This is a genomic window from Streptomyces sp. NPDC048523, from assembly GCF_043199815.1.
In the GTDB taxonomy this organism is placed as follows: domain Bacteria; phylum Actinomycetota; class Actinomycetes; order Streptomycetales; family Streptomycetaceae; genus Streptomyces.
Genome location: NZ_JBICWQ010000003.1, coordinates 62,229 through 85,604, shown reverse-complemented (window position 1 = coordinate 85,604; position 23,376 = coordinate 62,229). Strand labels below are relative to the sequence as shown.

General features: G+C 70.6%; 22 protein-coding genes. 7 read left to right on the top strand and 15 right to left on the bottom strand.

The features are described from left to right. Positions 1–36: 36 nt before the first annotated feature. A complete protein-coding gene (locus tag ACGFWE_RS16155) occupies positions 37–720 on the bottom strand; it encodes a UbiX family flavin prenyltransferase (RefSeq protein WP_352390722.1) in 684 nt (227 codons plus the stop codon). Between the two features lie 81 nt (positions 721–801). Between ACGFWE_RS16155 and ACGFWE_RS16150 the strand changes: the two genes are divergently transcribed. Next, entirely contained in the window at positions 802–1,404 is a 603-nt protein-coding gene (locus tag ACGFWE_RS16150; RefSeq protein ID WP_352390723.1) for a rhomboid family intramembrane serine protease, read from the top strand. A gap of 50 nt (positions 1,405–1,454) precedes the next feature. Here ACGFWE_RS16150 and mqnP read toward each other — a convergent pair whose 3' ends face one another. The 3 genes from mqnP to ACGFWE_RS16135 are packed head-to-tail and all read right to left on the bottom strand — an operon-like array spanning position 1,455 to position 4,299. Next, positions 1,455–2,378 (bottom strand): menaquinone biosynthesis prenyltransferase MqnP, encoded by a 924-nt coding sequence (gene mqnP, locus ACGFWE_RS16145; RefSeq protein WP_393600259.1) that lies wholly within the window; start codon positions 2,376–2,378, stop codon positions 1,455–1,457. Then, positions 2,375–2,845: a hypothetical protein gene (locus ACGFWE_RS16140; protein ID WP_393600258.1), complete on the bottom strand. Its 471-nt coding sequence runs from the start codon at positions 2,843–2,845 to the stop codon at positions 2,375–2,377. Before ACGFWE_RS16140 ends, mqnP begins: the two co-directional genes overlap by 4 nt. After that, on the bottom strand, positions 2,842–4,299 hold the full coding sequence (locus ACGFWE_RS16135) for a menaquinone biosynthesis decarboxylase (RefSeq protein WP_352390725.1): 1,458 nt from the start codon (positions 4,297–4,299) through the stop codon (positions 2,842–2,844). Before ACGFWE_RS16135 ends, ACGFWE_RS16140 begins: the two co-directional genes overlap by 4 nt. Before the next feature lie 87 nt (positions 4,300–4,386). On the opposite strand from ACGFWE_RS16135, the gene ACGFWE_RS16130 reads away from it, so the two are divergent. After that, a complete protein-coding gene (locus tag ACGFWE_RS16130) occupies positions 4,387–4,779 on the top strand; it encodes a PLD nuclease N-terminal domain-containing protein (RefSeq protein WP_352390726.1) in 393 nt (130 codons plus the stop codon). Between the two features lie 81 nt (positions 4,780–4,860). Beyond that, on the top strand, positions 4,861–6,252 hold the full coding sequence (locus ACGFWE_RS16125; RefSeq protein ID WP_393600257.1) for a purine-cytosine permease family protein: 1,392 nt from the start codon (positions 4,861–4,863) through the stop codon (positions 6,250–6,252). A gap of 222 nt (positions 6,253–6,474) precedes the next feature. Here ACGFWE_RS16125 and ACGFWE_RS16120 read toward each other — a convergent pair whose 3' ends face one another. Then, complete coding sequence (locus tag ACGFWE_RS16120; protein WP_393600256.1) at positions 6,475–7,449, bottom strand: isopenicillin N synthase family dioxygenase; 975 nt, start codon at positions 7,447–7,449, stop codon at positions 6,475–6,477. Beyond that, positions 7,442–7,891 (bottom strand): nucleoside deaminase, encoded by a 450-nt coding sequence (locus ACGFWE_RS16115; RefSeq protein WP_352390729.1) that lies wholly within the window; start codon positions 7,889–7,891, stop codon positions 7,442–7,444. Before ACGFWE_RS16115 ends, ACGFWE_RS16120 begins: the two co-directional genes overlap by 8 nt. Before the next feature lie 93 nt (positions 7,892–7,984). Between ACGFWE_RS16115 and ACGFWE_RS16110 the strand changes: the two genes are divergently transcribed. After that, on the top strand, positions 7,985–9,274 hold the full coding sequence (locus ACGFWE_RS16110) for a PucR family transcriptional regulator (RefSeq protein ID WP_352390730.1): 1,290 nt from the start codon (positions 7,985–7,987) through the stop codon (positions 9,272–9,274). Here ACGFWE_RS16110 and ACGFWE_RS16105 read toward each other — a convergent pair. Then, positions 9,232–10,137: a transglutaminase-like domain-containing protein gene (locus ACGFWE_RS16105; protein WP_393600255.1), complete on the bottom strand. Its 906-nt coding sequence runs from the start codon at positions 10,135–10,137 to the stop codon at positions 9,232–9,234. The two genes, ACGFWE_RS16110 and ACGFWE_RS16105, sit on opposite strands and share 43 nt — an antisense overlap. A 213-nt stretch (positions 10,138–10,350) precedes the next feature. Between ACGFWE_RS16105 and ACGFWE_RS16100 the strand changes: the two genes are divergently transcribed. Continuing rightward, positions 10,351–12,447: a hypothetical protein gene (locus ACGFWE_RS16100; protein ID WP_393600767.1), complete on the top strand. Its 2,097-nt coding sequence runs from the start codon at positions 10,351–10,353 to the stop codon at positions 12,445–12,447. After that, entirely contained in the window at positions 12,447–14,009 is a 1,563-nt protein-coding gene (locus ACGFWE_RS16095; RefSeq protein WP_393600254.1) for a hypothetical protein, read from the top strand. The genes ACGFWE_RS16100 and ACGFWE_RS16095 overlap by 1 nt, the downstream gene beginning before the upstream one ends. A 26-nt stretch (positions 14,010–14,035) precedes the next feature. Here the strand turns inward: ACGFWE_RS16095 and ccsB are convergent, their stop codons facing one another. The 7 genes from ccsB to hemL all read right to left on the bottom strand — a co-directional run bounded on the left by ccsB (position 14,036) and on the right by hemL (position 22,017). Beyond that, positions 14,036–15,133 (bottom strand): c-type cytochrome biogenesis protein CcsB, encoded by a 1,098-nt coding sequence (gene ccsB / locus ACGFWE_RS16090; protein WP_352390732.1) that lies wholly within the window; start codon positions 15,131–15,133, stop codon positions 14,036–14,038. A 186-nt stretch (positions 15,134–15,319) separates the two neighbouring features. Beyond that, positions 15,320–17,059, bottom strand: a complete 1,740-nt coding sequence (locus ACGFWE_RS16085) for a cytochrome c biogenesis protein ResB (protein WP_393600253.1) — start codon at positions 17,057–17,059, stop codon at positions 15,320–15,322. Between the two features lie 3 nt (positions 17,060–17,062). Further along, positions 17,063–17,836 (bottom strand): cytochrome c biogenesis CcdA family protein, encoded by a 774-nt coding sequence (locus ACGFWE_RS16080; protein WP_393600252.1) that lies wholly within the window; start codon positions 17,834–17,836, stop codon positions 17,063–17,065. Position 17,837: 1 nt separating this feature from the next. Next, positions 17,838–18,446, bottom strand: a complete 609-nt coding sequence (locus ACGFWE_RS16075) for a TlpA disulfide reductase family protein (protein WP_352390735.1) — start codon at positions 18,444–18,446, stop codon at positions 17,838–17,840. A gap of 66 nt (positions 18,447–18,512) precedes the next feature. Next, positions 18,513–19,799, bottom strand: a complete 1,287-nt coding sequence (locus tag ACGFWE_RS16070; RefSeq protein WP_393600251.1) for a hypothetical protein — start codon at positions 19,797–19,799, stop codon at positions 18,513–18,515. A gap of 212 nt (positions 19,800–20,011) precedes the next feature. Next, positions 20,012–20,701 carry a histidine phosphatase family protein gene (locus ACGFWE_RS16065; RefSeq protein WP_352390737.1) on the bottom strand — a complete coding sequence of 230 codons (690 nt, stop codon included), beginning with the start codon at positions 20,699–20,701 and terminating at the stop codon, positions 20,012–20,014. Next, a complete protein-coding gene (gene hemL, locus ACGFWE_RS16060) occupies positions 20,698–22,017 on the bottom strand; it encodes a glutamate-1-semialdehyde 2,1-aminomutase (protein ID WP_352390738.1) in 1,320 nt (439 codons plus the stop codon). Before hemL ends, ACGFWE_RS16065 begins: the two co-directional genes overlap by 4 nt. 270 nt (positions 22,018–22,287) lie before the next feature. Here hemL and ACGFWE_RS16055 point away from each other — a divergent pair, with 270 nt between their 5' ends. Then, positions 22,288–22,935: a hypothetical protein gene (locus ACGFWE_RS16055; RefSeq protein WP_352390739.1), complete on the top strand. Its 648-nt coding sequence runs from the start codon at positions 22,288–22,290 to the stop codon at positions 22,933–22,935. Between the two features lie 64 nt (positions 22,936–22,999). Here the strand turns inward: ACGFWE_RS16055 and ACGFWE_RS16050 are convergent, their stop codons facing one another. Beyond that, positions 23,000–23,293, bottom strand: a complete 294-nt coding sequence (locus ACGFWE_RS16050; RefSeq protein ID WP_352390740.1) for a hypothetical protein — start codon at positions 23,291–23,293, stop codon at positions 23,000–23,002. Between the last annotated feature and the right edge of the window lie 83 nt (positions 23,294–23,376).

The following is a 23,376-nucleotide window of genomic DNA, read 5'->3' as shown; positions in this document are numbered from 1 at the left end:
TGCCGTACTGACCGCTTGCCCTGCTGACCGCCTGCCCTACTGACCCGACGGGCCGCCGCCCAGTTCGCCCTGCCAGCGCCGGTACAGGTCGTGCCCGACGCCCGCCGCGTCCAGCACCCGCCCGGCGACGAAGTCCACCAGGTCCTGGATGTGGGTGGCGCCCGCGTAGAAGCCCGGCGAGGCCGGGACCACGCTCGCGCCGGCGTCGTCGAGCGCGACGAGATGCCTGAGGGTCTGGCCGTTGAGGGGGGTCTCCCGTACGGCCACGACCAGCGTGCGGCGCTCCTTGAGGGTGACGCTCGCCGCCCGCTGCAGCAGGTCCTTGGAGAGGCCGAGGGCGACTCCGGCGACGCAGGCGGTGGAGGCGGGGACGATCAGCATCCCCTTGCTCGGATACGACCCCGAGGACGGCCCCGCGGCCAGGTCACCGGCGTTCCAGTACCGCACGGCGTCGAGGTCCGCCTCGAAGGTGCCCGGCTTGCCGTCGGCCCCCCGGCCCAGCCATTCCCGCAGGTCCTCGCGCCAGTGCGCGTCCCGGAAGGAGATGCCCGTCTCGTCGAGGAGGGTGAGCCGCGAGGCACGCGAGACCACCAGGTCGACGCTCTCACCGGCGGCGAGCAGCGCGCGCAGCACGGACGCGGCATACGGGGTGCCGGAGGCGCCGGACACCCCTACGATCCAAGGCGTACGCCGCGTCTCTCCTGGCTTGACTGGGTTCACACCCCCGAGCCTATCCGGCGTCGCAGGGTGGGAACCGGCCAAGGGGGGTCGGGCGTTCTTCTGAAGGGGAGGGGAGTTGCCATGGCCGGTGGAGAACTCGAGTGGTCGCGCGGTGACCGTGCGAAGGCCGCGGCCAAGCTGATGGTGGGCTGGGTCGCGCTGCTGTGGCTGCTCGAAGTGGTGGACGTGGCGAGCGGTCACGCCCTGGACGGCCTGGGCATCACGCCCCGCACCCCGTCCGAGCTGGTCGACGTCGTCCCGGCCGCCTTCATCCACTTCGGCTTCGCCCACGTGGCCGCGAACAGCGTCCCGCTGCTGGTCATGGGCTTCCTCGCGGCGCTCGGGGGCCTGCGCCGGTTCGCCGCGCTGTCCCTCGTCATCATCGTGGCCGACGGACTGGGTGTGTGGCTCATAGCCCCGGCGCACACCAACACGGCGGGCGCCTCGGGGCTGATCTTCGGGCTGTTCGGCTACCTGGTGATCACGGGGTTCGTGGAGCGCAGGCCGCTGGGCGTGCTGGCCGGTCTCCTGGTGGCGGCGGTCTGGGGCACGTCGATCCTGGTGGGCCTGGCGCCGACGCAGACGGGCGTCAGCTGGCAGGGGCACCTGCTGGGGCTGGTGGCGGGAGTGGCGGCGGCGTTCCTGTTCAAGCGCCGGGCTGGGCGCGGAATGGTTCAGGTCTGAGGCCGGGCGTCGGGTCGGGTCCTGGGTTCCACATGGTAGGCGCACCGCACTTACACGGTCAGGCCACGAACCAGGAGATCCAGCAGCGCGCACACGAACAGGGCAATCCCGATGAACCCGTTGACGCTGAAGAACGCCCGGTTCAGCCGGGACAGGTCGTGCGGCCGCACGATCGAGTGCTCGTACACGAACGCACCCGCGACGATCATCAGGCCCACCCAGAAGAAGCCCCCCGCCTCCGTGGCGACGGCGTACCAGATGAGGAGGGACGTCGTCACGAAGTGGCAGGCCCGGGCACCCCAGATCGCCGCGGGGATACCGAAGCGGGCCGGTACCGACCTGACGCCGACCTCCCGGTCCGTCTCGACGTCCTGGCAGGCGTAGATGAGGTCGAACCCGCCGATCCAGATACCGACTGCGAGGCCCAGGATGACCGCGTCCCAGGACCACTCCCCCGTGATCGCGAGCCAGCCGCCCACCGGTCCCATCGCCTGGGCGAGACCCAGGATGGCCTGGGGGAAGTTCGTGAACCGCTTGCCGTACGGGTAGACCACCATCGGGATGACGGCGACCGGGGCCAGCGCCAGGCACAGCGGGTTCAGCAGCGCCGCCGAGCCGAGGAAGACGACGACCGCGACCAGCGCACCGGTCCAGGCGTGCTTCACCGACATCGCCCCGGTGACCAGCTCCCGCTGTGCCGTCCGGGGGTTCCGCGCGTCGATCTCCCGGTCGATGATCCGGTTGACCGCCATCGCGAAGGTCCGCAGGCCCACCATGCAGATCGTCACCAGGAGCAGCCGCCCCCAGTGGATGTTCCTGTCCCACTCGAACATCGCGGTCAGCGCGGCGATGTACGCGAAGGGCAGCGCGAAGACCGAGTGCTCGATCATCACCAGGCGCAGGAAGCCCTTCACCTTCCCGGTCGGCTGCGACGCCGGGCCCGGGCCCACGACCCCGTCGGCGGTGGTCATCATGCGAGGCTCCCGAGGAAGGCGTCGAGGTCGGTCAGGAGGGCGGCGGCGGGCAGCGGACCCGTCTCCACGGTCAGCGGTGTCGCGTCGTCGTCGGGCGGGACGACGTGCGCCGTGAAGGCGTAGCCGTCCGCGCCGGCCGGACGGGCTTCCAGCCGCAGCGCCGCCCCGCCGTCGACCGTGAACGGGCCGTCCGCCGCGGCGAGCCCCGCGCGCAGCCGCTCGGCGAAGTCGGCGGGTTCGGCGTCGCGCACACCGGGCAGCTCGAAGCCGTCGCCCTCGCCGCCGTGCTCGAAGAGGACCGCCCAGGTGTCACCGGGGCCGGCGAGTTCCTCCGGCGTGACGCCCGCCTGCTCGGCGGCCAGCCGGATGCCCGGGTCGGCCGGGTCCAGCTCGGGCCGCACGAGCGCCACGTAGTCGGTGTCGGTACCGATGAACAGGGCCGGACCGCCCACGGCAAGGGGACTCACAGGCCGTACTCCTTCCACCGGCGGTCGACCTTCGCCGCCGTCTCGGGGTCGGACTCCACCATCTCCGGCCAGCCGCCGTCCCGCGTGTAGCCCTCCTCGGGCCACTTCTTCGTCGCGTCGATGCCCGCCTTGCCGCCCCAGAACTGCTGGTAGGAGGCATGGTCGAGGTGATCGACCGGTCCCTCGACGACCGAGAGGTCACGGGCGTAGTCGGTGTTGCCCAGCGCCCGCCAGGCGACCTCGTGCAGATCGTGCACGTCGCAGTCCGCGTCGACGACCACGATCAGCTTGGTCAGGGACATCATGTGTGCCCCCCACACCGCGTGCATCACCTTCTGCGCGTGCTTCGGGTACTTCTTGTCGATCGAGACGATCGCGCAGTTGTGGAAGCCGCCCGCCTCGGGCAGGTGGTAGTCCACGATGTCCGGCACGATGATCTTCAGCAGGGGCAGGAAGAACCGCTCCGTGGCGCGGCCCAGCGGTCCGTCCTCCGTCGGGGGGCGGCCCACGACGATCGACTGGAGCAGCGGCCGCTTCCGCATCGTCACGCAGTCGATCTTCAGGGCCGGGAACGGCTCCTGCGGGGTGTAGAACCCGGTGTGGTCCCCGAAGGGCCCCTCCGGCAGCATCTCGCCCGGCTCCAGCCACCCCTCGATGACCACCTCGGCCTGCGCCGGGACCTGGAGCGGGACCGTCTTGCAGTCCACCATCTCGATCCGCTTGCCCGCGATGAACCCGGCGAAGAGGTACTCGTCGATGTCTCCGGGGAGGGGGGCCGTGGAGGCGTAGGTGACGGCGGGCGGGCAGCCGAAGGCGATGGCCACCGGGAGGCGTTCGCCCCGGCGGGCCGCGACCTGGTAGTGGTTGCGGCTGTCCTTGTGGATCTGCCAGTGCATGCCGATGGTGCGCTTGTCGTGGCGCTGGAGGCGGTACAGACCGAGGTTGCGGATGCCGCTCTCCGGGTCCTTGGTGTGGGTGAGCCCAAGGTTGAAGAAGGACCCGCCGTCCTGCGGCCAGGTGAAGAGGGCCGGGAGCTGGTCGAGATCGACGTCGTCCCCGGTGAGGACGACCTCCTGGACCGGGGCGTTGTCGGACTTCACCTTCTTCGGCGGCACGTGCGCCATCGCGCCGAGCTTCCCGAACGCCTCGCGCACGCCCACGAAGCCGTGCGGCAGCTCGGGACGCAGCAGCCCGCCGATCTTCTCGGAGATCTCGCCGTACGACTTCAGGCCCAGGGCCTTCAGCAGGCGCCGGTCGGTCCCGAAGACGTTCATGGCGAGCGGCATGGCCGACCCGCGCACGTTCTCGAAGAGCAGCGCGGGGCCGCCCGCCTTCTGGACCCGGTCGACGATCTCCCCGACCTCCAGGTAGGGGTCGACCTCGGCCTTGATCCGCTTGAGGTCTCCCTCGCGTTCCAGTGCCCTGAGCAGGGAGCGAAGATCGTCGTAAGCCATGGGGTCCAGTATCCCCGAGCCGCTACCCTGACCCCGTCAGGGGCCTGTCACAGGCTCCACACCACGTTCCCTGGGGGGCCAAAAGACATGTTCCGGCTGCTGATGTACCTGATCCCGCTGGCGCTGACGATCTACGCGTTCATCGACTGCCTCAACACCCCCGAGGACGAGGCGAAGCACCTTCCCAAGATCGCCTGGGTCTTCATCATCCTGCTGTTCTGGATCGTCGGCCCGGTGGCGTGGCTCGCGGCCGGCAAGCAGCGCACGGTGCCGGCGGACGGCCGTACGCCCTCGGAGTGGCACCGCAACCACCGCACGCAGTACGTCGCTCCCGACGACAACCCGGAGTTCCTGAACTCCCTCAAGGCGGAGAACAAGAAGGACGAGGCCCTCCTCAAGGACTGGGAGGCCGACCTGCGCCGCCGCGAGGAGGAGCTGAAGCGCCGCGAGTCCGGCGAGGACCCCAAGGACGCCTCCTGACAAGGTGTACGTCGGCGGGCCCCCCGAAACGGACAATGCGCCCCTGGGCGCAGGCCGGTACGGACCGGACACTTACCTCGCATGACGACAGCTCCCGCCGACTCCACCGGCACCCTCGCTCCCGCATACGGTAACAAGGTCATCGCCGTCGAGTCGGCGGGCTCGGAACCCATCCCCGAGTCCGAACGCCACGGCGGCCCGCTCCAGCTCCTGTGGACCTGGGCCTCCCCCAACATCGAGTTCGCCACGGTCTTCATCGGGGTGATCGCGGTCCTCTTCTTCGGGCTGAGCTTCTGGCAGGCCACGGCCGCCATCGTGCTCGGCACCGCCCTCGGCGCGCTCACCCAGGGCGTGCTGTCCCTGGACGGACCCCTCTTCGGGGTGCCGCAGATGGTGATCGGCCGCCTCTCCTTCGGCCACCGCGGCAACATCCTGCCCGCCGCGGCCAACGGCCTGGTGGCGGGCGTCGGCTGGTTCGCGGTGAACAGCGTCAGCGCGGCCTTCGCCCTCAACACCCTGACCGGGCTGCGCCCGTTGCCGTCCCTCCTGCTCGTGGTGGCCGCCGAGATCCTCATCGGCTTCATCGGCCACAACTTCGTCCACGTCTTCGAGAAGTACGCCTTCCCCGCCCTCGCGGTGATCTTCCTGCTCGCCGGGGTGTGGACCTTCAAGGACGCCGACCTCGGCGGGGGCGGCACCGGCGGCGGCATCGGCGGCTTCCTGCTCGCGTTCAGCGCGGCCTGGGGATACGCGGCCGGCTGGAACCCGTACGCCTCCGACTACTCGCGCTATCTCCCCCGTACGGCGAACAAGGCCAGGACGATCCTGTACCCGGCGCTCGGCCTGTTCCTTTCGGTCACCGTGGTCGCGGTGATCGGCGCGGCCTCGGCGACCATCGTGGCCCCGAAGGACGCGACCCCGACGGCGGCCTTCACCGGCCATCTCCCGGGCTGGCTCGGCGACCTGGTGCTGCTCGCGATCATCCTGGGCGGGATCTCGGCGAACGCCCTCAACGTGTACTCCGGCGCGATCTCGATCGCCTCCTTCGGCCTGAACCTCCCCGCCTGGCTGAGCCGGAGCGTGCTGGTCGTGGTGTCCGGTGTCGCGGGCACGGCGGCGGCGTGGGCCTCGCTCTCCGACGCGGGGGCGGCCTACGAGGCGTTCCTGCTGGTGATCGCGTACTGGGTGGCGCCCTGGCTGGGCGTGGTCCTGGTGGAGCGGTGGCTCCGGGCGCGGGTGCCTCACGAGCAGCTGGCGGCCCGCCTGACCGACCGCGCCTTCACCAACTGGCCGGGGCTTGCGGCCCTGTTGATCGGCGTGGCGGTCTCCGTCCCCCTCTTCTCCAACCAGGAGGACTACGTCGGCTACGTGCCGGAGCACTGGCCGTCGTTCGGGGACATCACCCCCGTGGTCGGGTTCGCGGTGAGCGCGCTGCTGTACGCGGCGCTGCGGCGCCGGTCACCAACACGGTGACCTTGACGGAGACCAGGCCCTTGTCGCTCAGGAACCGTGTGACGCCGTCGGCGGTGTGGTCAGAGCCGACGGCCGGCCGCCCGTCCGGCCGGACAGGCGAAGGTGGTCCCGCTGGGCGACACCAGCCCAATCTCACCTTGGCCCGGTGGGAGAGGCCCACGGGCCGGACGCTCGGCAGCACCCCGCAGTGGGCGGAAGGCCCACTGCGGACCCCCGCCCCCCTCAGGCGACCGTGATCGAGTCCAGCTTGGCCCTCAGGTACACGTGGGAGTCGACGGGTTCGTGTGCCACCCGTCCGACCGGTGCCGGGACGGACTCGACGGTCGTGCCCGGGGTGCACTCGCCGAAGTAGACGAGGGACATCAGCTCCTCGGCGGGCGCGTCGGCCGGGGGCGGCAGCACCCGGTGCCGCCCGGACCGCCACCGGTCTCCCGTCCAACGGGCCATCAGGTCACCGATGTTGATGGTGAAGGCGGCCGGGTCGAAGGGCGCGTCCTCCCAGCCGCCCTCGTCCGTGAAGACCTGGAGTCCGCCCTTGCCGGCCTGCCGGTCGAGGATCGTGACCGTGCCGAAGTCGGTGTGCGGGCCGATGCGGAACTGGCCGGGCTGCGGCTCCCCGGTCACCTCCGTGCCCGGATACCAGTTGATGTTGAAGCCGTACGTCGGATGGTCCATGTGCCGGGCGAAGAAGTCGGCTCCGAGACCGAGGGCCTCCCCGAGGAGGGAGAGCAGCCGCTTCTCCAGCTCGGCCATCTTCTCCAGGTACTCCTCGCACAGCGTCCGCAGCTCCGGTACCTCGGCGGGCCAGACGTTCGGCGCGTACCACTCCGCGTTGACGACCGGGTCCTCGAAGGGCTCGTGGGTGGCGAAGGTCAGCGACTCCTTCAGGTCCGGCGGGGTCTCGGTGCCCTCCGAGTAGCCGTTGGCCTCGGCGCCGGGACCGAGCCAGCCGCGGCCGCCGACCTTCGCGGTGTACGGCTGCTTGACGTCCGCGGGCATCCGGAAGAACGTCCGCGCGGCCTCCCGGATCCGGGAGCGCAGGGCCGGGTCGACGCCGTGTCCGGTGACCAGGAAGAACCCGGCGGTCTGCAGGGCCTCGTCCAGGGTGCGGGCGATGGCGGCGCGGGCGTCGGGGTCCGCGGAGAGCCAGGGCCCGAGGTCGATGGTCGGGATGCGGGGCTGGGGGGTGTCACTCACCGATGTCCTCGTTCCACAGTGCCGGGTTCTTCTCGATGAAGTCGCGCATCAGCTGGACGCACTCGGGATCGTCGACGAGCACGATCTCCACGCCGTGCTCGGCGAGCCAGTCGTGCCCGCCGTGGAAGGTGGTGGCCTCCCCGACCACGACCCGTCCGATCCCGAACTGGCGGACCAGTCCGGAGCAGTACCAGCAGGGCGAGAGGGTGGTCACCATCGTCGTCCCGCGGTACGACCGCTGCCGTCCCGCGGCCCGGAAGGCGGCCGTCTCCGCGTGCATGGAGGGGTCGTCGTCCTGGACGCGCCGGTTGTGGCCGCGCCCGAGGAGGGTGCCGTCGGCGCCGTAGAGCGCGGCGCCGATCGGGATGCCGCCCTCGGCGAGCCCGGTGCGGGCCTCCTCGACGGCGGTGGCGAGCCACTGGTGTGCCTGTGCCTGATCCATGTCTCTCACTCTCCTGTGGCCGAAACACGAGGGCAACGTGCGGAAAGTACTCTCCCGGCAGCCCACAGCCGGACGAACTGTCGGGAGGCGTCCATGCCCGCACTCACCCTTCGCGAGATCCTCGCCCTCGATCCCGTCCGCGCCGCCGAGCCCGAGCTGCTGGCCGGACACACCGCGCTGGACCGCCCGGTGCGCTGGGTGCACTCCAGCGAGGTGTACGAGGGCGCGAACTTCCTGGACGGCGGCGAGCTCCTGCTCACCAACGGTTTCGGGCTGACGGACGCCGACGAGGAGGTCCGGCGGCGATACGTCCGTGAGCTGGCCGCCCGGGGCGCCGCAGGGCTCGCGGTGGAGGTCGGCCGGTCCCTGCCGGTCATGCCCGCCGAGGTGGCCGACGAGGCCCGCCGCCTGGGCCTGCCCCTGCTGGCCCTGCACCGGGTCGTGCCCTTCGTCCGGCTCACGGAGGCCGCCAACCGGGCGATCGTGGCCCGCGGACTGTCGGGCCGTACGGTCGTACGGCCGTGGGGCGACGACCATACGGCGGCCCTGCTCGCCGACCTCGCCGACCGGGCGGCGCTGAACCAGCCGGAGGTGGAGGCGCGGGCCGCGCTCGCGGGCTTCCATCCCGGCCCCGGTGCCCGTCTGGTCGGGGTGTCCCTGCACGGCACGCGGGAGGTCGGGACGGTCGACCGGGCGGTACGGCTGCTGGGCGGGGCGGGGGTGATGCGGGCCGCGTTCCCCGGGGACGTCCTGGCGCTGCTGTCCCTGCCGGAGGCGCGCACCGGTGACCCGGTGAAGGCGGTGCAGGAGGCCTTTCGCACGACGGCCGCTCCCGGCCTGACCGTGGCCGTGGGGCACGCTGTCGCCGGAGGTGGCGGCTGGCTGCGCTGGAGCGACACGCTGCGGACGGCCCGTACGACACTGGAACTGGCGCTGACCGTGCCCGCGGCCGAACCGGGCGTCCCCGAGGGCCCGTTGGTGACCTCGTCCCGGGCCCTCGCGCTGGAGCGGGAGCTGACGCGGGGCGGGGTGGACGCCAACCGCGAGCGCCTGGCGGCCCTGGTCCAGCACGCCCTGGGGCCCTTGCTGGCCTGGGAGGCGGCCCATCCGAGCGACCTGGTCCGCACCCTGGAGGTCCACCTGCGCAACGGCTGCTCCCCGACCCGCACGGCGTCCCTGCTCCACATAGGCCGCCAGTCCCTGTACCAACGCCTGGACCGCATCGAGTCGTTGCTGGGTCTGGACATCAACGACCCGGACCTGCTGGGCGAGTTGCTGACGGCGACCTGCGCGCACCGGGTGGCCATGACGGCGCGGCACCCGGAGTCCCAGCGAACCGCCTACCGCAGGGTCACCAGGCTCGTCCCGTTGAACGGCGCGTAGCACGTCACCGTCCGAGGCGTCCGCAACACGTCGTCCTCGGTGAACAGCTTCCGCGCGGCCTCGAAGGAGACGTCCCCGCTCACCACGGGCGCCACCCGGTTGTAGAACTCCCGCGACGCCTCGGGCAACGGCGTGCCCGGCTCCCCGTCGTCCTCACCCCAGACGTCCCACAGCAGTGTCTCCACCTTGTTCAGCGCGGCGAGGTCGAGCCGGATGTTCCCGGCCACGAACCGCTCGCCGAAGAAGGGTCCGTCCTCGGGCCGGTGCAGTCCGAACTCCGTCTCGTCCGCCCGGCCCTCCCGGATCGCCCGCCAGGCCTCCCCGGCGACAAGGAAACGTGACCGGGGGACGTCCATCGGGTCGAAGTCCACCGGCCAGTTCGCGGTGATCTCCGGGTCGGTCAGCTGCGCGTCCGCCAGCAGCCAGCCCCGTTCCGCGTCCCAGTACTCGGTGACGACGTGGTCCCCGTGGAAGCCGGACGGCGAGAAGTAGTCGGCGAACCCGGACCGCAGCCGGGCCGGGACGCCGGCATGGCGCAGGAGCGAGACGTGCAGCAGCGTGAAGTCGCGGCAGATCCCGACGAACCGGTCGCCCGGCTCGCGCCGCGCGGTCAGCGGGGCGTGGTTCCGCTCGACGAGGATCCGCAGGACGTCGTCGATGTAGCGGGACTCCGCGTCGTTGTGGAGGCGGTCGGCCGGGTGGGTGTGCCCGAAGAGCTCGCCTTCGACACGATGGATCATCAGATCGCGTACGACACGGGCCAGCTGGGCGGGGTCGCGCGGCAGTTGGTCGTAGCGGGAGACGAGATCGCCCGGGTCGGAGAACGTGCTCTGCTCGGCGTAGAAGGAGAGGGAGAGGGGCACGAGGGGCCTCCCGAAGGCGTCATCGACCACGCGTTCGATTACGGGCCGGCGCACTCCACCGTGTCAAAATTCGCCGCCCCCTGTCCATGGTCAGGAACCAGCCATGACGGGTCCCGCGACGACATTTTCGTAACCCAACGGACATGACGCGATCTAGTCCGAACCAACTCCCCCTCCTTACTCTGATGTTGATAGACAGCGCGCATGGGGGGAATGCGGGTGCACAGACAGCTGCACGGGCGCGGGGCGCTGTTCGACGCGGAACCGGCGGGGCTCGCACCGCGGCTCGTGGGGCTGCGGCCGCACCAGCACCGGGCCCTCACGGTGGAACATCCGCAGGAACTGCCCTTCGTCGTGCTCACCGGCGCCCGCGGCATGGGCAAGAGCGCCCTGCTCGCCGAGTTGCGGGAGGCCTACAAGGGGCACACCCCGGTCGCCCTGATCGACTGCGAGGCGGCCGAGTTCGCGGCGCCGCCCGCGGGCCGGGACGCCGAGGCCTGGTCACCGGTGTCGCAGGCCCTGCTGATGATCGCCGAGCAGCTCGCGGAGCCGGTGACCGGAGCCGGGCGGATCACCTTCCCGCGGCTGATGTCGGGCCTGGTCGCGGTCGCCGCCGGAGGATGGCGGGACGCCGACTCGGAACGGATCCGGCGCGAGGTCGAGCGGATCCTGCTGCTCAACGAGAGCGGGTCGTGGATCGCCGGGTTCGCCGGGCGCTGGGCCGGGCGGGTCGCCGCCAACGTGGCGGCGGCGGCCACCGGGACCGGGCCGCTGCTGTCCTCCGCCATCGAGGCCACCCTGGAGTCCATCTCCGACAGCTTCGTGCACCGACGTCAGCAGCGGGCGGCCACCTGGTGGCGGGACTACCCCAACGCGAGCCGCAACGCCCGACGCGGACTCATGCTGCTGTCCGGGCACTTCAGGGCCGGCGGCACCTCACGCGAACACGCCGAACGCCATCTGGTGCGGGCCCTGCTCGCCGACCTCACCGACGCCTACACCGGCGTACTGCCGCGCATGCAGCGCCTGGGCCGGCCCCTCGTCCTCGTCGACAACGCGCAGTCCGCACCCGGCCCCGGCCTCACCGACCCCGTCCTGCGCGACCGCTCCGAGGGCCACGCCGACCAGGTCGTCTTCATCACCGCGCTGCGCGGCACCGGCCGCCCCGCCCTGCGCAACGCCGTACGGCACACCCTCCCCGAGGTCGCCCGGCGCAGCGACTGGACGCCCGACCCCGCGTCCCCCTCCTCCCGCGCCCTGCTGGTCTCCCTGCCGCCGCTGACCGCCGACGACACCCTGCACATCGTCGACGAGCACCAGGTGCCGCCCCAACTCCCGCACGCCGTCCACCGGCTGACCGGCGGCAACCCGCTCGGCATCACCCTGCTCACCGAGTCCGCCGCGCAGAACGGCACGGCCTCTCTCGGCGAACTGCTCCTCTCGGACGTTCGGCTGCACGAGGACCGCGACGGCAGACCCACCTACGTGGAACTCCTCGACCGGCTCGTGCCCGCCGACCGGCTGGAGGAGCTCACGGTGCTGGCCGCAGCCCACGACCACGACTCCGCCACCGCCCTGGCCGAGGCCCTCCTGCCGGACGACTTCGGCCCGGCCGACGTACGGGCCCTGCAGACCCGGCTCGTCCAGGAGGGGCTGCCCGAGGTGCCGGGCCGGTTCGTCGGCGACCCCTTCGTGCGGACGCTGCTGCTGCTCCGGCTGCACCACCGCTCAGTCGACCACGGGCGCTGGCGCGAGGCACACGAGACCCTCATCGCGCACTACGCGCCCACCGGCCAGGACGAGGCCCACGCCCGCTACCGCCTGCATCACGAACTCGCCCTGGGTACCACGGAGTCGGCCGTCGCCCACCTGCGCGACACCTTCACCGCCCTGGACACCCGCACATGGCTGCGCACCCTGCGCTTCGTCGCCTCCGCGCCCTACTTCCACGCGCACGACGCCGAGGGCCACGACTTCGCCGCCCGCGACGACCGGCGCGCGGCGATCGCGCTCGGCCACACGGACGCCGTCCACCAGGTGCCGGACGACGTGGACCCCGTACTGCATCTGCGGATACGGCGGCTGCTGCACGCCGTGTGGCAGCTGACGGACCCGCTCGCACTGCCCGATCCGAAGGTCTGCGACCGGCTGCGCTTCGAGCTGGAACAGCTGTCCAATCTGCGCCCGGCCGGCAACGCCCTGCTGTGGCGGGCCTCCCGGGACTGGCCCGAGGACGCGCTCGCGGGACGCCCGCTCAGGGTTCCCGACGGCAACGACGACGGCGACAACGACGGCGAGGGGGACGCGTGATGGCCGGCCGAGGCTTCGGAACATGGCTGCGGGAGGGCGTCTGGGAGATCCCCCTGCGCCGGTACATCGCCCTGCTGCTGACCCTCGTGGTGCTGGGCGGCCTCGGAGCCGGGGGCTGGAAACTCGCCCAGGACGACCGTGCCTGCGCCGAAGGGGTCGTCAGACCGGAAGGCAGCGACGAGTGCGTGGGCGTCTCGGCGACCGGCTACGACTGGGGACGGGCCCCGTTCACCGCGGTGGTCAAGGCGATCGACCGGGAGAACAGGACCATCAAGGGCCCGTACGTCACCGTCGCCCTCTTCGAGCCCTTCACCGCGACCGACGCGGACAATCTCGGTGACGTGCTGCACGAGCTCCAGGGCGCGTATCTCGCGCAGTACCAGGCCAACCACCGGTCCAACGGGACCGTTCCGGCGATCCGGCTCGTGCTCGCCAACCCCGGTGCCACCGGCGCCCACTGGGAGCACACCGTCGACCAGCTGGCGGGCATGACCGGCGGGAAGGACCGGCTGCGGGCGGTCGCCGGGGTCGGGCTGAGCACCGCCGACAACAAGCGGGCCGTCACCGCGCTCACCGCCCGCGGCATCGCGGTGATCGGCACCTCCATCACCGCCGACAACCTCGCCAACGGCCAGGGCGGCAAGGACCCCTTCCCCGGGCTCGCCCGGGTCGCCCCCACCAACACCGACGAGGCCCGCGCGCTCACCTCCTTCGCCCAGGTCGCCGCCGACAAGGCGGTCCTGGTCCACGACCAGAAGGCCGACGACCAGAACAACGGCGACCCCTACTCGCTGACCCTCCAGCGCTCCTTCGAGAAACTGCTCAAGGGATCGCCGTACGCCCCCTGGTCGTTCAACCCGCCCGACGACCGCAGCCTGGAGGGCTCCACCGCCAACGACTTCGAGCAGATCACCCACCTGGTCTGCGACACGGACGCCGGCACCGACACCATCCTGTTCGCCGGACGCCACACCCAGCTGCGCCAGTTCATCAACGCGCTCGGCGAACGCGGCTGCCAGAAGCGGAGGTTCACCCTGCTCACCGGCGACGAGGCGTCCTACCTCACCGGCGACAAGGACCTGAACCGCGACGCCCTGAACCGCAACCTCACCGTCCGCTACACCGCCCTCGCCCACCCGGACGCCTGGCTGAAGTCCCCGCCCCCGACCGGCGGTTCGGCCGCCGACGCCCAGGTCCTCCAGGAGCTGGTGCGCGAGGGCCAGGGCGACAAGGTGGGGCCGATCGGCGACGTCGACCTGGAGGACGGGCAGCTGATCATCGCCTACGACGCGATGCGCCTGACGTACCAGGGCATCCGGTTCGCCAAGGGCACCAAGGACATCCCCACCCTCGAAGAGGTCCGCAACGAGTGGCGGCTCATCAAGGGCACCCAGCAGCGCGTCAACGGCGCGAGCGGCTGGATCTGCCTCGACAACCACGGCAACCCGTACGACAAGGCCGTACCCATCGTGGAACTGACTCCACAGGGCACGGCCCGTTTCGTACGGATCGCCTGGCCGGAGGGCAAGCCGCCGGCGAAGGAGTGCCTGCCGCCGTCGTAACCGGCCGAGGGGTCGGACGCCGGCGGTCAGACGCCCGCGTACGAGTGCTTTCCGGAGACGAAGATGTTGACGCCGTAGTAGTTGAACAGCCAGCAGCCGAAGGCGATCATCGCCAGGTAGGCGGCCTTGCGGCCCTTCCAGCCGGCCGTGGCACGGGCGTGCAGGTAGCAGGCGTAGGCGACCCAGGTGATGAACGCCCACGTCTCCTTCGGGTCCCAGCCCCAGTAGCGGCCCCAGGCCGACTCCGCCCAGATCGCGCCCGCGATGATCGTGAACGTCCACAGCGGGAAGACGGCCGCGTTGACCCGGTAGGAGAACTTGTCCAGGGTCGCGGAGGCGGGCAGCCGCTCCAGGAACGAGGTGGCGAACCGGCCCGGCGTGCCACCGCTCGCCAGCTTGCTCTCGTAGGAGTCCTTGAACAGGTACAGGATCGTGCCGACGGCGCCCACGTAGAAGACGGCGCCGCACAGGATCGCGGTCGAGACGTGGATGTACAGCCAGTACGAGTGAAGGGCGGGAACCAACTGGTCGCTGGCGGTGTACAGGACAGTGACGGCGATGCCGAGATCGAGGAGGACCGTCGTGATCAGGAACAGGCCGAGCCAGCGGACGTTCTTCCGCAGCGCGAGCAGCGTGAGGTACACGCCGACGGCGACCGTGGAGAAGGTGATGTTGAACTCGTACATGTTGCCCCACGGGGCCCGCTCCACCGAGGCCGCCCGGGCGACGACCCCGGCGAGCTCGACGAGGAAGGCGACCACGGTCAGGGACACGGCGATACGGCCGTAGAGATCGCCCTGCGCGTCCCCACCGTGCGCCCCGGGCCCGTCGGGCACGTCCCGCGCCCCGGCCGCGGCCCGCACCACGACCTGCGGCCGCTCCAGTACGGCGGTGCTGCCGCCCTTGCTCACGGTGACGGCCGGCGCCTTGGCCCTGCCGGCGGTGCCGGTGAGCGCGGCGGCGGTCCGGCCGACCTTGCTGCGGCTGCCGAGGAGCCATTCGGCGATGTAGGCGAAGAAGGCCAGGGTGTAGACGGCCATCGCAGAGTAGATCAGCGTGTTGCTGATGTTGGCGAGGTGCTCGTTGGTGGCGGTGGCCAACTCGGTTGCGGCGGCGTAAGTCACCTCAACACTCCTTCGGGTGAATGTCCCGGCGACCTGCTGTCGGGCGGTGAGGGCTGCGGGAAGCTTGGCGTCGTGTTACCGGGCTGGTTTCAACCCGGCTGGCGTTGATCGTGGAAGACCCGGAGGGCCGCTGGTCCATCGGGCGGCGAGAGCCAGGAATCTCCCCTGTTCCGCGCGGGAGAGGACTCAATTCTCAGCCCCTTCGGTAGACGCGGCGCCGGAGTCGGACACACCGTCCGGCTCCGCCTCCGTGGCCTCGGACGGGCTGGGAGCCTGGTCGAAAAGAACTCCCGCCAGCTCGCCCAGCTCCTCCGGCACCTTCGCCGACTCGCTGCGGCCGAGGCCGGCCATCTCGACGACCGTCACGCCGTCGTCGCCGCGCACCGCCCGCACCCAGACCCGGCGGCGCTGGATGAACAGGGACGCGGCGAGGCCGAAGATCGCGGTGAGGGCGCCGGCGAGGGCCCAGCCGCTCGCGGGCTGCTGGACGACCTGGAAGTTCGCCCACTCCTTGGTGCCGTCGTAGGTGACCGAGCCGGCCCCGTTCGGGAGCTGCATGGTCTGGCCGGGCTTCAGGTTCTCCCTGAGCTCCTGGCCCTTGGCGTCCTTGAAGTCCTTCATATGGGACTTGTCGAGCTGGTAGACGCTCTGCGGGATACCCGAGTCGACCCCGAGGTCGCCGTGGTACGGCGTGAGGTTGAGCACCGGGTTGTTCAGCGCGGGGAAGGTGGAGGCCGTCTCGCTGCCCTTGGTGTAGGTCGGCAGGAAGAAGGCCGAGATGCCCAGCTGCTCGCTGACGCCCTTGGCGTTCTTGTAGCCGTCGAGGACCTTGACCACACCGGTCGAGGTGACGTTGGAGTCCAGCGGCAGCATCGGCACGGCGTCGCGGTAGACGACGTCGCCCTTGCCGTCCCGGACGGTGACCACGGGCGCGTAGCCGTGGGCGGTGAGGTAGACCTTCGCGTCGCCGATCTCCAGCGGCTCGTTGACCTTGACGAGGGTCTTGCGGTCCTTGCCGTAGGCGCCCTCGCTGTAGGTGATGGCGGCCTGGAAGAGGCGCGGGGTGCCCTTGGTGGGGCCGCTGGTCTCGTAGGTGCCGGTGAACTTGTCCAGCCTGAAGCTGAAGGGGACCAGGTCACCGGTGTCGAAGAGGTTCCCGGACTTGAAGTCGTCGTACTGGGTGAGGGTGTTGGAGAACCCGTCGCCGTCGCCCTCGACGACCAGCTTGTTGCCCTCGGACTTGAAGAGCTGGCCCCAGGCGAAGGCGGTCAGCATCACGATCAGCGCGATGTGGAAGGCGAGGTTGCCGACCTCGCGCAGATAGCCCTTCTCCGCGGCGACGTTGTCACCGGCGAGGTGGGCGCGGAAGCGCTTCTTCTTCAGCAGGGCGAGCGCGGCCTCGCGGACCTGCTCGGGCTCGGCCTCGGTGCGCCAGGTGGTGTGGGCGGGCAGCCGGGTCAACCGCTTCGGGGCGCCCGGCGGCCGGCCGCGCAGCTGCCCGACGAACTGCCAGGTGCGGGGGATGATGCAGCCGATGAGCGAGACGAACAGCAGGATGTAGACGGCGGAGAACCACACCGAGCTGTAGACGTGGAAGAGGCCGAGCTTTTCGTAGACGTCCCCGAGGGTGGGGTTGTTCTTGACGAAGTCGGCGACCTTCGTGGCGTCGGTCCCGGACTGCGGGATCAGCGAGCCGGGGATCGAGCCGAGCGCCACCAGCAGGAGCAGCAGCAGCGCGACCCGCATGGAGGTCAGCTGGCGCCAGAACCAGCGGGCCCAGCCGACGACACCCAGGGCGGGCATGTTCAGGCTCTCGGCGGGCGCGGTGGACAGCTGGGCGCCCGCGGCGCCGAGGTCCTGGTCGCCGACGGAAGACTCGGGGGCGCCGGGGGTGGCGGGTTCGGTGGCGGGTGTGGTCTTGCTCATGGATCAGATCCCCACAGTGAAGCCGGCGGACCAGGACTGGAGGTCCTGCACGAGACGGTCCCACACGCCGGTCAGCAGCAGCAGTCCGGTCACGATCATCATGATGCCGCCGATGCGCATGACCCAGACGTAGTGGCGCTTGACCCAGCCGAAGGCGCCGAGCGCCTTGCGGAAGGCGACCGCGGCGAGCACGAAGGGCAGGCCGAGGCCCAGGCAGTAGGCGACGGTCAGTATGGCACCGCGGCCCGCGCTGCCCTGCTGGGCGGAGAGGGTCAGCACGGAGGCCAGGGTCGGGCCGATGCAGGGGGTCCAGCCGATGCCGAACAGCGCGCCCAGCAGCGGGGCACCGACCAGGCCCGTGGTGGGCCTGTTGTGGAAGCGGAACTCCCGCTGGGTCATCCAGGGCATCAGACCCATGAAGAAGACGCCCATGAGGATCATGAGCACGCCCAGCACCTTGGACAGCACGCTCTGGTTCTCCTGGAGCGTCTGGCCGAAGTAGCCGAACAGCGCCCCGCTGGAGACGAACACCGCGGTGAAGCCGAGCACGAACAGGGAGGCGCCCGCGATCATCCGGCCCCGGCGCGCCTCGGCCAGATCGGTGCCGGTGACGCCGGTGACGTACGACAGATAGCCGGGGACCAGGGGCAGGACGCACGGGGAGAAGAAGGAGACGAGGCCGCCGAGGACCGCGAGGGGCAGGGCGAGCAGCAGGGCGCCGTTGAGGACGGTGCCGTTGTAGCCCGTCTCGGCGGCGAGCGTGACGACTGCGCTCACGTCACTTCTCCGCGAGGACGGGGTCGATCATCTTGCGCAGCTTGCTCTCGCTGAGCGCGGCCAGCGAGCGGGCGGCGATCTTCCCGTCCCGGTCGATGACGAGCGTGGAGGGCACGGCCTGCGGGTTGAGGGTGCCCTTCGCGAAGCGGAGCATCAGCTTGCCCGTCGGGTCGTACAGGCTGGGGAAGGTGATGCCCATGTCCTTCTCGAAGGCGCGGGCGTTCTGGACGCTGGTGTCGCGGGTGTTGACGCCGACGAACTGGACGTCCTTGCCCTTGAGCTCCTTGTGGACCGCTTCCAGGTTGGGTGCCTCGGCCCGGCAGGGGGCGCACCAGGAGCCCCACATGTTCAGGACGACGACCTTGCCCTTGTAGTCGGCGACGTCGAGCCGGCCCCCGTCGACGGTCTTGCCGGACAGGTCGGGGGCGGTGCCCCGGTCTCCCTGCTCGGCGGTCGAGATGCCGTCCGCGCCCATGATGAAGTTGGTGTTGCCGCCTCCGCCCGAGGTGCCGCCCGAGCCGCAGGCGGACAGGGTCAGCGCCGCGACTGCGGCACCCGCGCTGAGGAGGGTGGTACGGATTCGGGAGCGGCTACGGCTGGCGGCACTCATGTGAAAAGTTTCGCATGCCCGTTCCGGGGATCTTGCGCACCCCCCTTGTGGGCGGAAACCCGCATTTCAGGCAGCGTTCGAGGAGGCTGTCGAGGACGGTGACGAGGTCGTTGTCGGGGCCCCCTTGAGGAACGTCCTCCAGCCGCCCGCCGGCTCCTGTCCGACGTCGAGCGTGCGGAGCTTGGCGAGCACCTCCGGCTTCTGTACGTCCATCCAGTCGACGAACTGCCGGAAGGAGACCATGCGGACGTCGGCGCCCTTCTCCTTCTCCCGCGCGATGTACGTGAAGGCCCGCTCGACGGCGTCCATGTAGAGGCCGCCGTTCCAGTGCTCGAAGTGGTTGCCGACGAAGAAGGGGGCGCGGTTGGTCTCGTAGGCCCGCTTGAAGCCGGCGATGTAGGCACCGGCGGACTGCTCGCGCCAGGCCGGGTAGTTGTACGCGGGCGCGTTGGTCGAGTTGATCGACTGGTTGGCGAGCATGTTGTAGTCCATGGACAGGACCTCGAAGCTGCGGCCGGGGAAAGGTATCGCCTGGAGCGGCAGGTCCCAGAGGCCGTTCTTCTTCTCGGGCCAGATCTGGCGGCCGCCGGGCGAGGAGGCGTCGTAGCGCCAGCCGAGTTCGCGGGCGGTGGGCAGCAGGTTGTCCTGGCCGAGGAGGCAGGGGGTGCGGCCGCCGACGAGTTCCTTGTCGTAGTCGAAGGGCAGTGCCGGCAGGTCGGTCCAGCCGGTGTTGGTGCGCCACTGCTTGACGAAGGACTTCGCCTGCTCGATCTCGCTCTTCCACTGCTGGGGCGTCCAGTTGCCGACGGTGCCGTGGCCGGAGCAGAAGTGGCCGTTGAAGTGGGTGCCGATCTCGTGCCCCTCGAGCCAGGCCCGGCGGACGTTGGTGAGGGTCGCCTTGACGTGCGCGTCGGTGAGGTAGCCGATGTCGGAGGCGCCGCGGGGGTTGTTCGGGGGGTCGTAGAGCCGCTTCTTCGACTCGGGCAGCAGATACAGCCCGGAGAGGAAGAAGGTCATGTGCGCGTCGTGCTTCCTGGCGAGGTCGAGGAAGCGCGGGAACAGGCCGTTGCCGACCTCGCCGGCGCCGTCCCAGGAGAAGACGACGAACTGCGGCGGGGTCTGACCGGGCTCCAGCGGCACCGGCTTGCCGGGCTGGTGGGGCTGCTTGCCGGTGAAGGAGGTGGAGCCGTCACCGATGGGGCGGGCCGTGGGGGCCGGCTTCTTGCTGGGCGTGGACCCGCCAGGGTGGCTCACCCCGTCCGACCCGGTGAGGGTTCCGCACCCCGAGAGCCCCACGGCGGCCGCGGCGCCCGCACCGAGGCCTATTGCTCCCCTTCGGCTGAGAGTGGGCATGTTTCCCCGATTCGTCACGTTCTCTGGTGGTCACCCAGTCAGAGGAGACGAGGAGGGGAAAGGTTCCGGCACTATTTCCGGATTCGGTAACAGGAACGCGCCCCAAAAGGGGCGCGAGGCCGTATCACTATGCGGCTCCGCCGCGCGGGCGCGCCCAGCCACGACGGACCCGCAGCTCCCCACGGCCTTCATGCCCGGTTTCCCGCGGAGCGCTACGCCCCGAACCCCTTGCTCCCGCCCTTCACCGGCTTCGCACCCGCCCGGAGATGGACCGGCACAAGATCGATCGCGGGCTCGCTGTAGCCGACGGAGACGATCCTGTCGCCCTGGTAGGTGAAGGAGGTGAGGGAGGCGAGCGTGCACTGCCGCTTGCGCGGGTCGTGCCACAGCCGCCGCTTCTCGACGTAGGACCGCACGATCCAGATCGGCAGCTGGTGGCTGACCAGCACCGCCTCATGGCCGCGCGCCCGGTCCCTGGCCGCGTCCAGCGCGCCCTTCATCCGGACGACCTGGTCGATGTACGGCTCTCCCCAGGACGGCTTGAAGGGGTTGACGAGGTGCTTCCAGTTCTCGGGGTTCTTCAGCGCGCCGTCGCCGACGCCGAAGGTCTTGCCCTGGAAGACGTTCTCGGCCTCGATGAGCCGCTCGTCGGTCGCGAGGTCGAGGCCGTGCGCCTTGGCGATCGGCGTGGCGGTCTCCTGCGCCCGCTCCAGCGGGGAGGCGCAGACGTACGTGACGTCCCGGGGGGCGAGGTGCTCGGCGACCCGGTCGGCCATCTGTCGCCCGAGCTCGGAGAGGTGGTAGCCCGCGAGACGGCCGTAGAGAACACCGTCGGGGTTGGCGACCTCGCCGTGGCGCATGAGGTGGACGACGGTGATGTCGCTGTTGGTCGGGGTGCTCATGCTGCCGTGGCCTCCGCCGCCGCTCGGGCCGCCGCCGGAAGGGCGTCGGCGATCCGCTGAACCGCCTGCTCGTCGTGGGCCGTGGAGACGAACCACGACTCGAAGGAGGACGGCGGCAGGTAGACGCCGTTCTCCAGAAGGGAGTGGAAGAACGCCGTGTACCGGAAGGACTCCTGCGCCTTGGCGTCCTCGTAGCTGCGCACCGCCCGGTCGGTGAAGAACACCGAGAACATGTTGGAGGCGCTCTGCACGGTGTGCGCGACGCCTTCCTTGGTGAGCGCCTCGGAGACCAGCGACTGGATCTGCCCGGAGACGGCGTCGATCGTGACGTAGGCCGCGTCGTCGAGCAGCCGCAGCTGGGCGAGGCCGGCGGCGGTGGCGACGGGGTTCCCGGAGAGGGTGCCGGCCTGGTAGACGGGCCCGGCGGGGGCGAGGTGGGCCATGACATCGGCCCGGCCTCCGAAGGCGGCGGCGGGGAAGCCGCCACCCATGACCTTGCCGAAGGTCAGCAGATCGGGGCGGACGCCGTCGATGCCGTACCAACCGCTGCGGCTGGTCCGGAAGCCGGTCATGACCTCGTCGGAGATGTAGAGGGCGCCGTTCTGCGCGCAGGCGTCCTTCAGTCCCTGGTTGAACCCGGGCAGCGGCGGCACGACGCCCATGTTGCCGGGCGAGGCCTCGGTGATCACGCAGGCGATCTCGCCGGGGTGCCGGTGGAAGGCCTCATGGACGGCTTCGAGGTCGTTGTACGGCAGCACGATCGTGTCGCCGGCCTGGGCACCGGTGACGCCCGGGGTGTCGGGAAGCGCGAAGGTGGCCACACCGCTGCCCGCCGCGGCCAGCAGCGAGTCGACGTGACCGTGGTAACACCCGGCGAACTTGATGACCTTGGTGCGCCGGGTGAAGCCGCGGGCGAGCCGGATCGCCGACATGGTGGCCTCGGTCCCGCTGGAGACGAGCCGCACCTGCTCCAGCGGCTCGACGCGGGCGACCATCTCCTCGGCGAGCGCGACCTCGCCCTCACCGGGGGTGCCGAAGGAGGTGCCCTTCGACACCGCCTCCTGGACGGCGGCGATGACCTCGGGGTGCGAGTGCCCGAGGATCATGGGTCCCCAGGAGCAGACGAGGTCGACGTACTCGCGTCCGTCGGCGTCGGTCAGGTAGGGGCCGGTGCCGGACACCATGAAACGGGGGGTGCCGCCCACGGCACGGAAGGCGCGGACCGGGGAGTTCACGCCGCCGGGCGTGACGGCGGACGCGCGGTCGAACAGGGCCTGCGAGACAGGCGCATCGTACGAATAGGGCAATTCACTCATGTCTTGCGACTACTCCGACCTTTTCCGGTGTGTTCGGCTTTCTCGGACTCCGTTGCCGGTGACTACCTCAGGGTAGGCCAGCCCTCGGAACGCCCCGGCGCCCCACGATCTGCGAAACTGGATGCAGATACACACAGAGGGGCTGCGAAGATCCTGCGGACAGGTGTTTCAACGCACGTTTCGGCGGGCGGCCGTGGGGGAGGTCACTGACACGATGATCGGGTTGCGCGGCGGGGGTCGCGCGTCCTAGAAAAGCAGTCGGGTGGAGATATGCATCGCGGTGGCGGACTGGGCGAGGGGACCGATGACCTGGGTCCTCGACGTGCCCGGCGGGGAAGGCACCGGCGCGAGGCGGAGGAAGCGGCCGAGACACGTCAGGGACGCAGCACCTCGGGCACCCCGGATGAGTCGGAACGCGACGAGCGACGTATCGAACGTCGGATCGATCCGTTGAGGGCGGGAAGCAGGAATGGTGGTCGGGTGGGGGTGACGTACAAGTACTTCGGCGCGCCCGACGGCGCGACCGCGGCCCGCGTCCCGATCTCGATGCGCCCCGAGGAACTCGGCGGCGACGAGCTCGGCATGAACGGCATGTTCACCAAGATCAAGCCGGAGACCATGGCGGCGATGGTCCTCACCGGCATAGAGGGCGTCCCCCTGAACAAGGTCCCCCCGCTCGAACTGGTCGTCCTGCACCCCGACTACGCGGTGGTCAAGCTCCCCATGACGGTCGTGGACCCGCTGCGCGGCATAGGCGAGGAAGCGGTCGGCGCGGCGGCGTTCATCTGGTCGACGGTCCCGGACCGGGGCGGCCCGCGGGACGCGTTCAACGTGTACCAACTCCTGCACGAGTGGCAGGACTTCAGCCACCGGTTGCATGAGGCGGGGCATCAGCCGTATTGCTTGGTGTGGCCCTGACCTGGGGTTTCTTGCGGATCGGGCGGGGTCTTCGGGCCTCGCCTTTTTCATGTGCTCACACCGATCAGGTCGTAGCCAGCCATGCCAGGTACCAGTCCCGGAAGTCCGGCCCCGGTGTCAGGCCGCCCCAGTCAGGGTCGTCGAGCCAGACCTGGCCGGCGTTCCTCCCTGTGACGACCAGCCGGTGGAAGGTGCCGCAACCGCACTCCCCGATGACCAGACTCCCTGCGACCGAGTAGTCGGCGTCACCGTTCCTGCCCGGCCCCGGCCACTCGGTGGTGTGCGGAAACGGCGTGGACAGGAAGCCCGCGCGTCGGCCCTCTTCTCGAAGATCGTGCAGGGCCTCTTCGTCGTCCACTTCCTCGGTAAGGCAGCCGGATCGTGTCCTCTGTCAGAGGAGGTCGAAGTCGATATCCGTGGTGTGAGGACCCGAAACGCTGT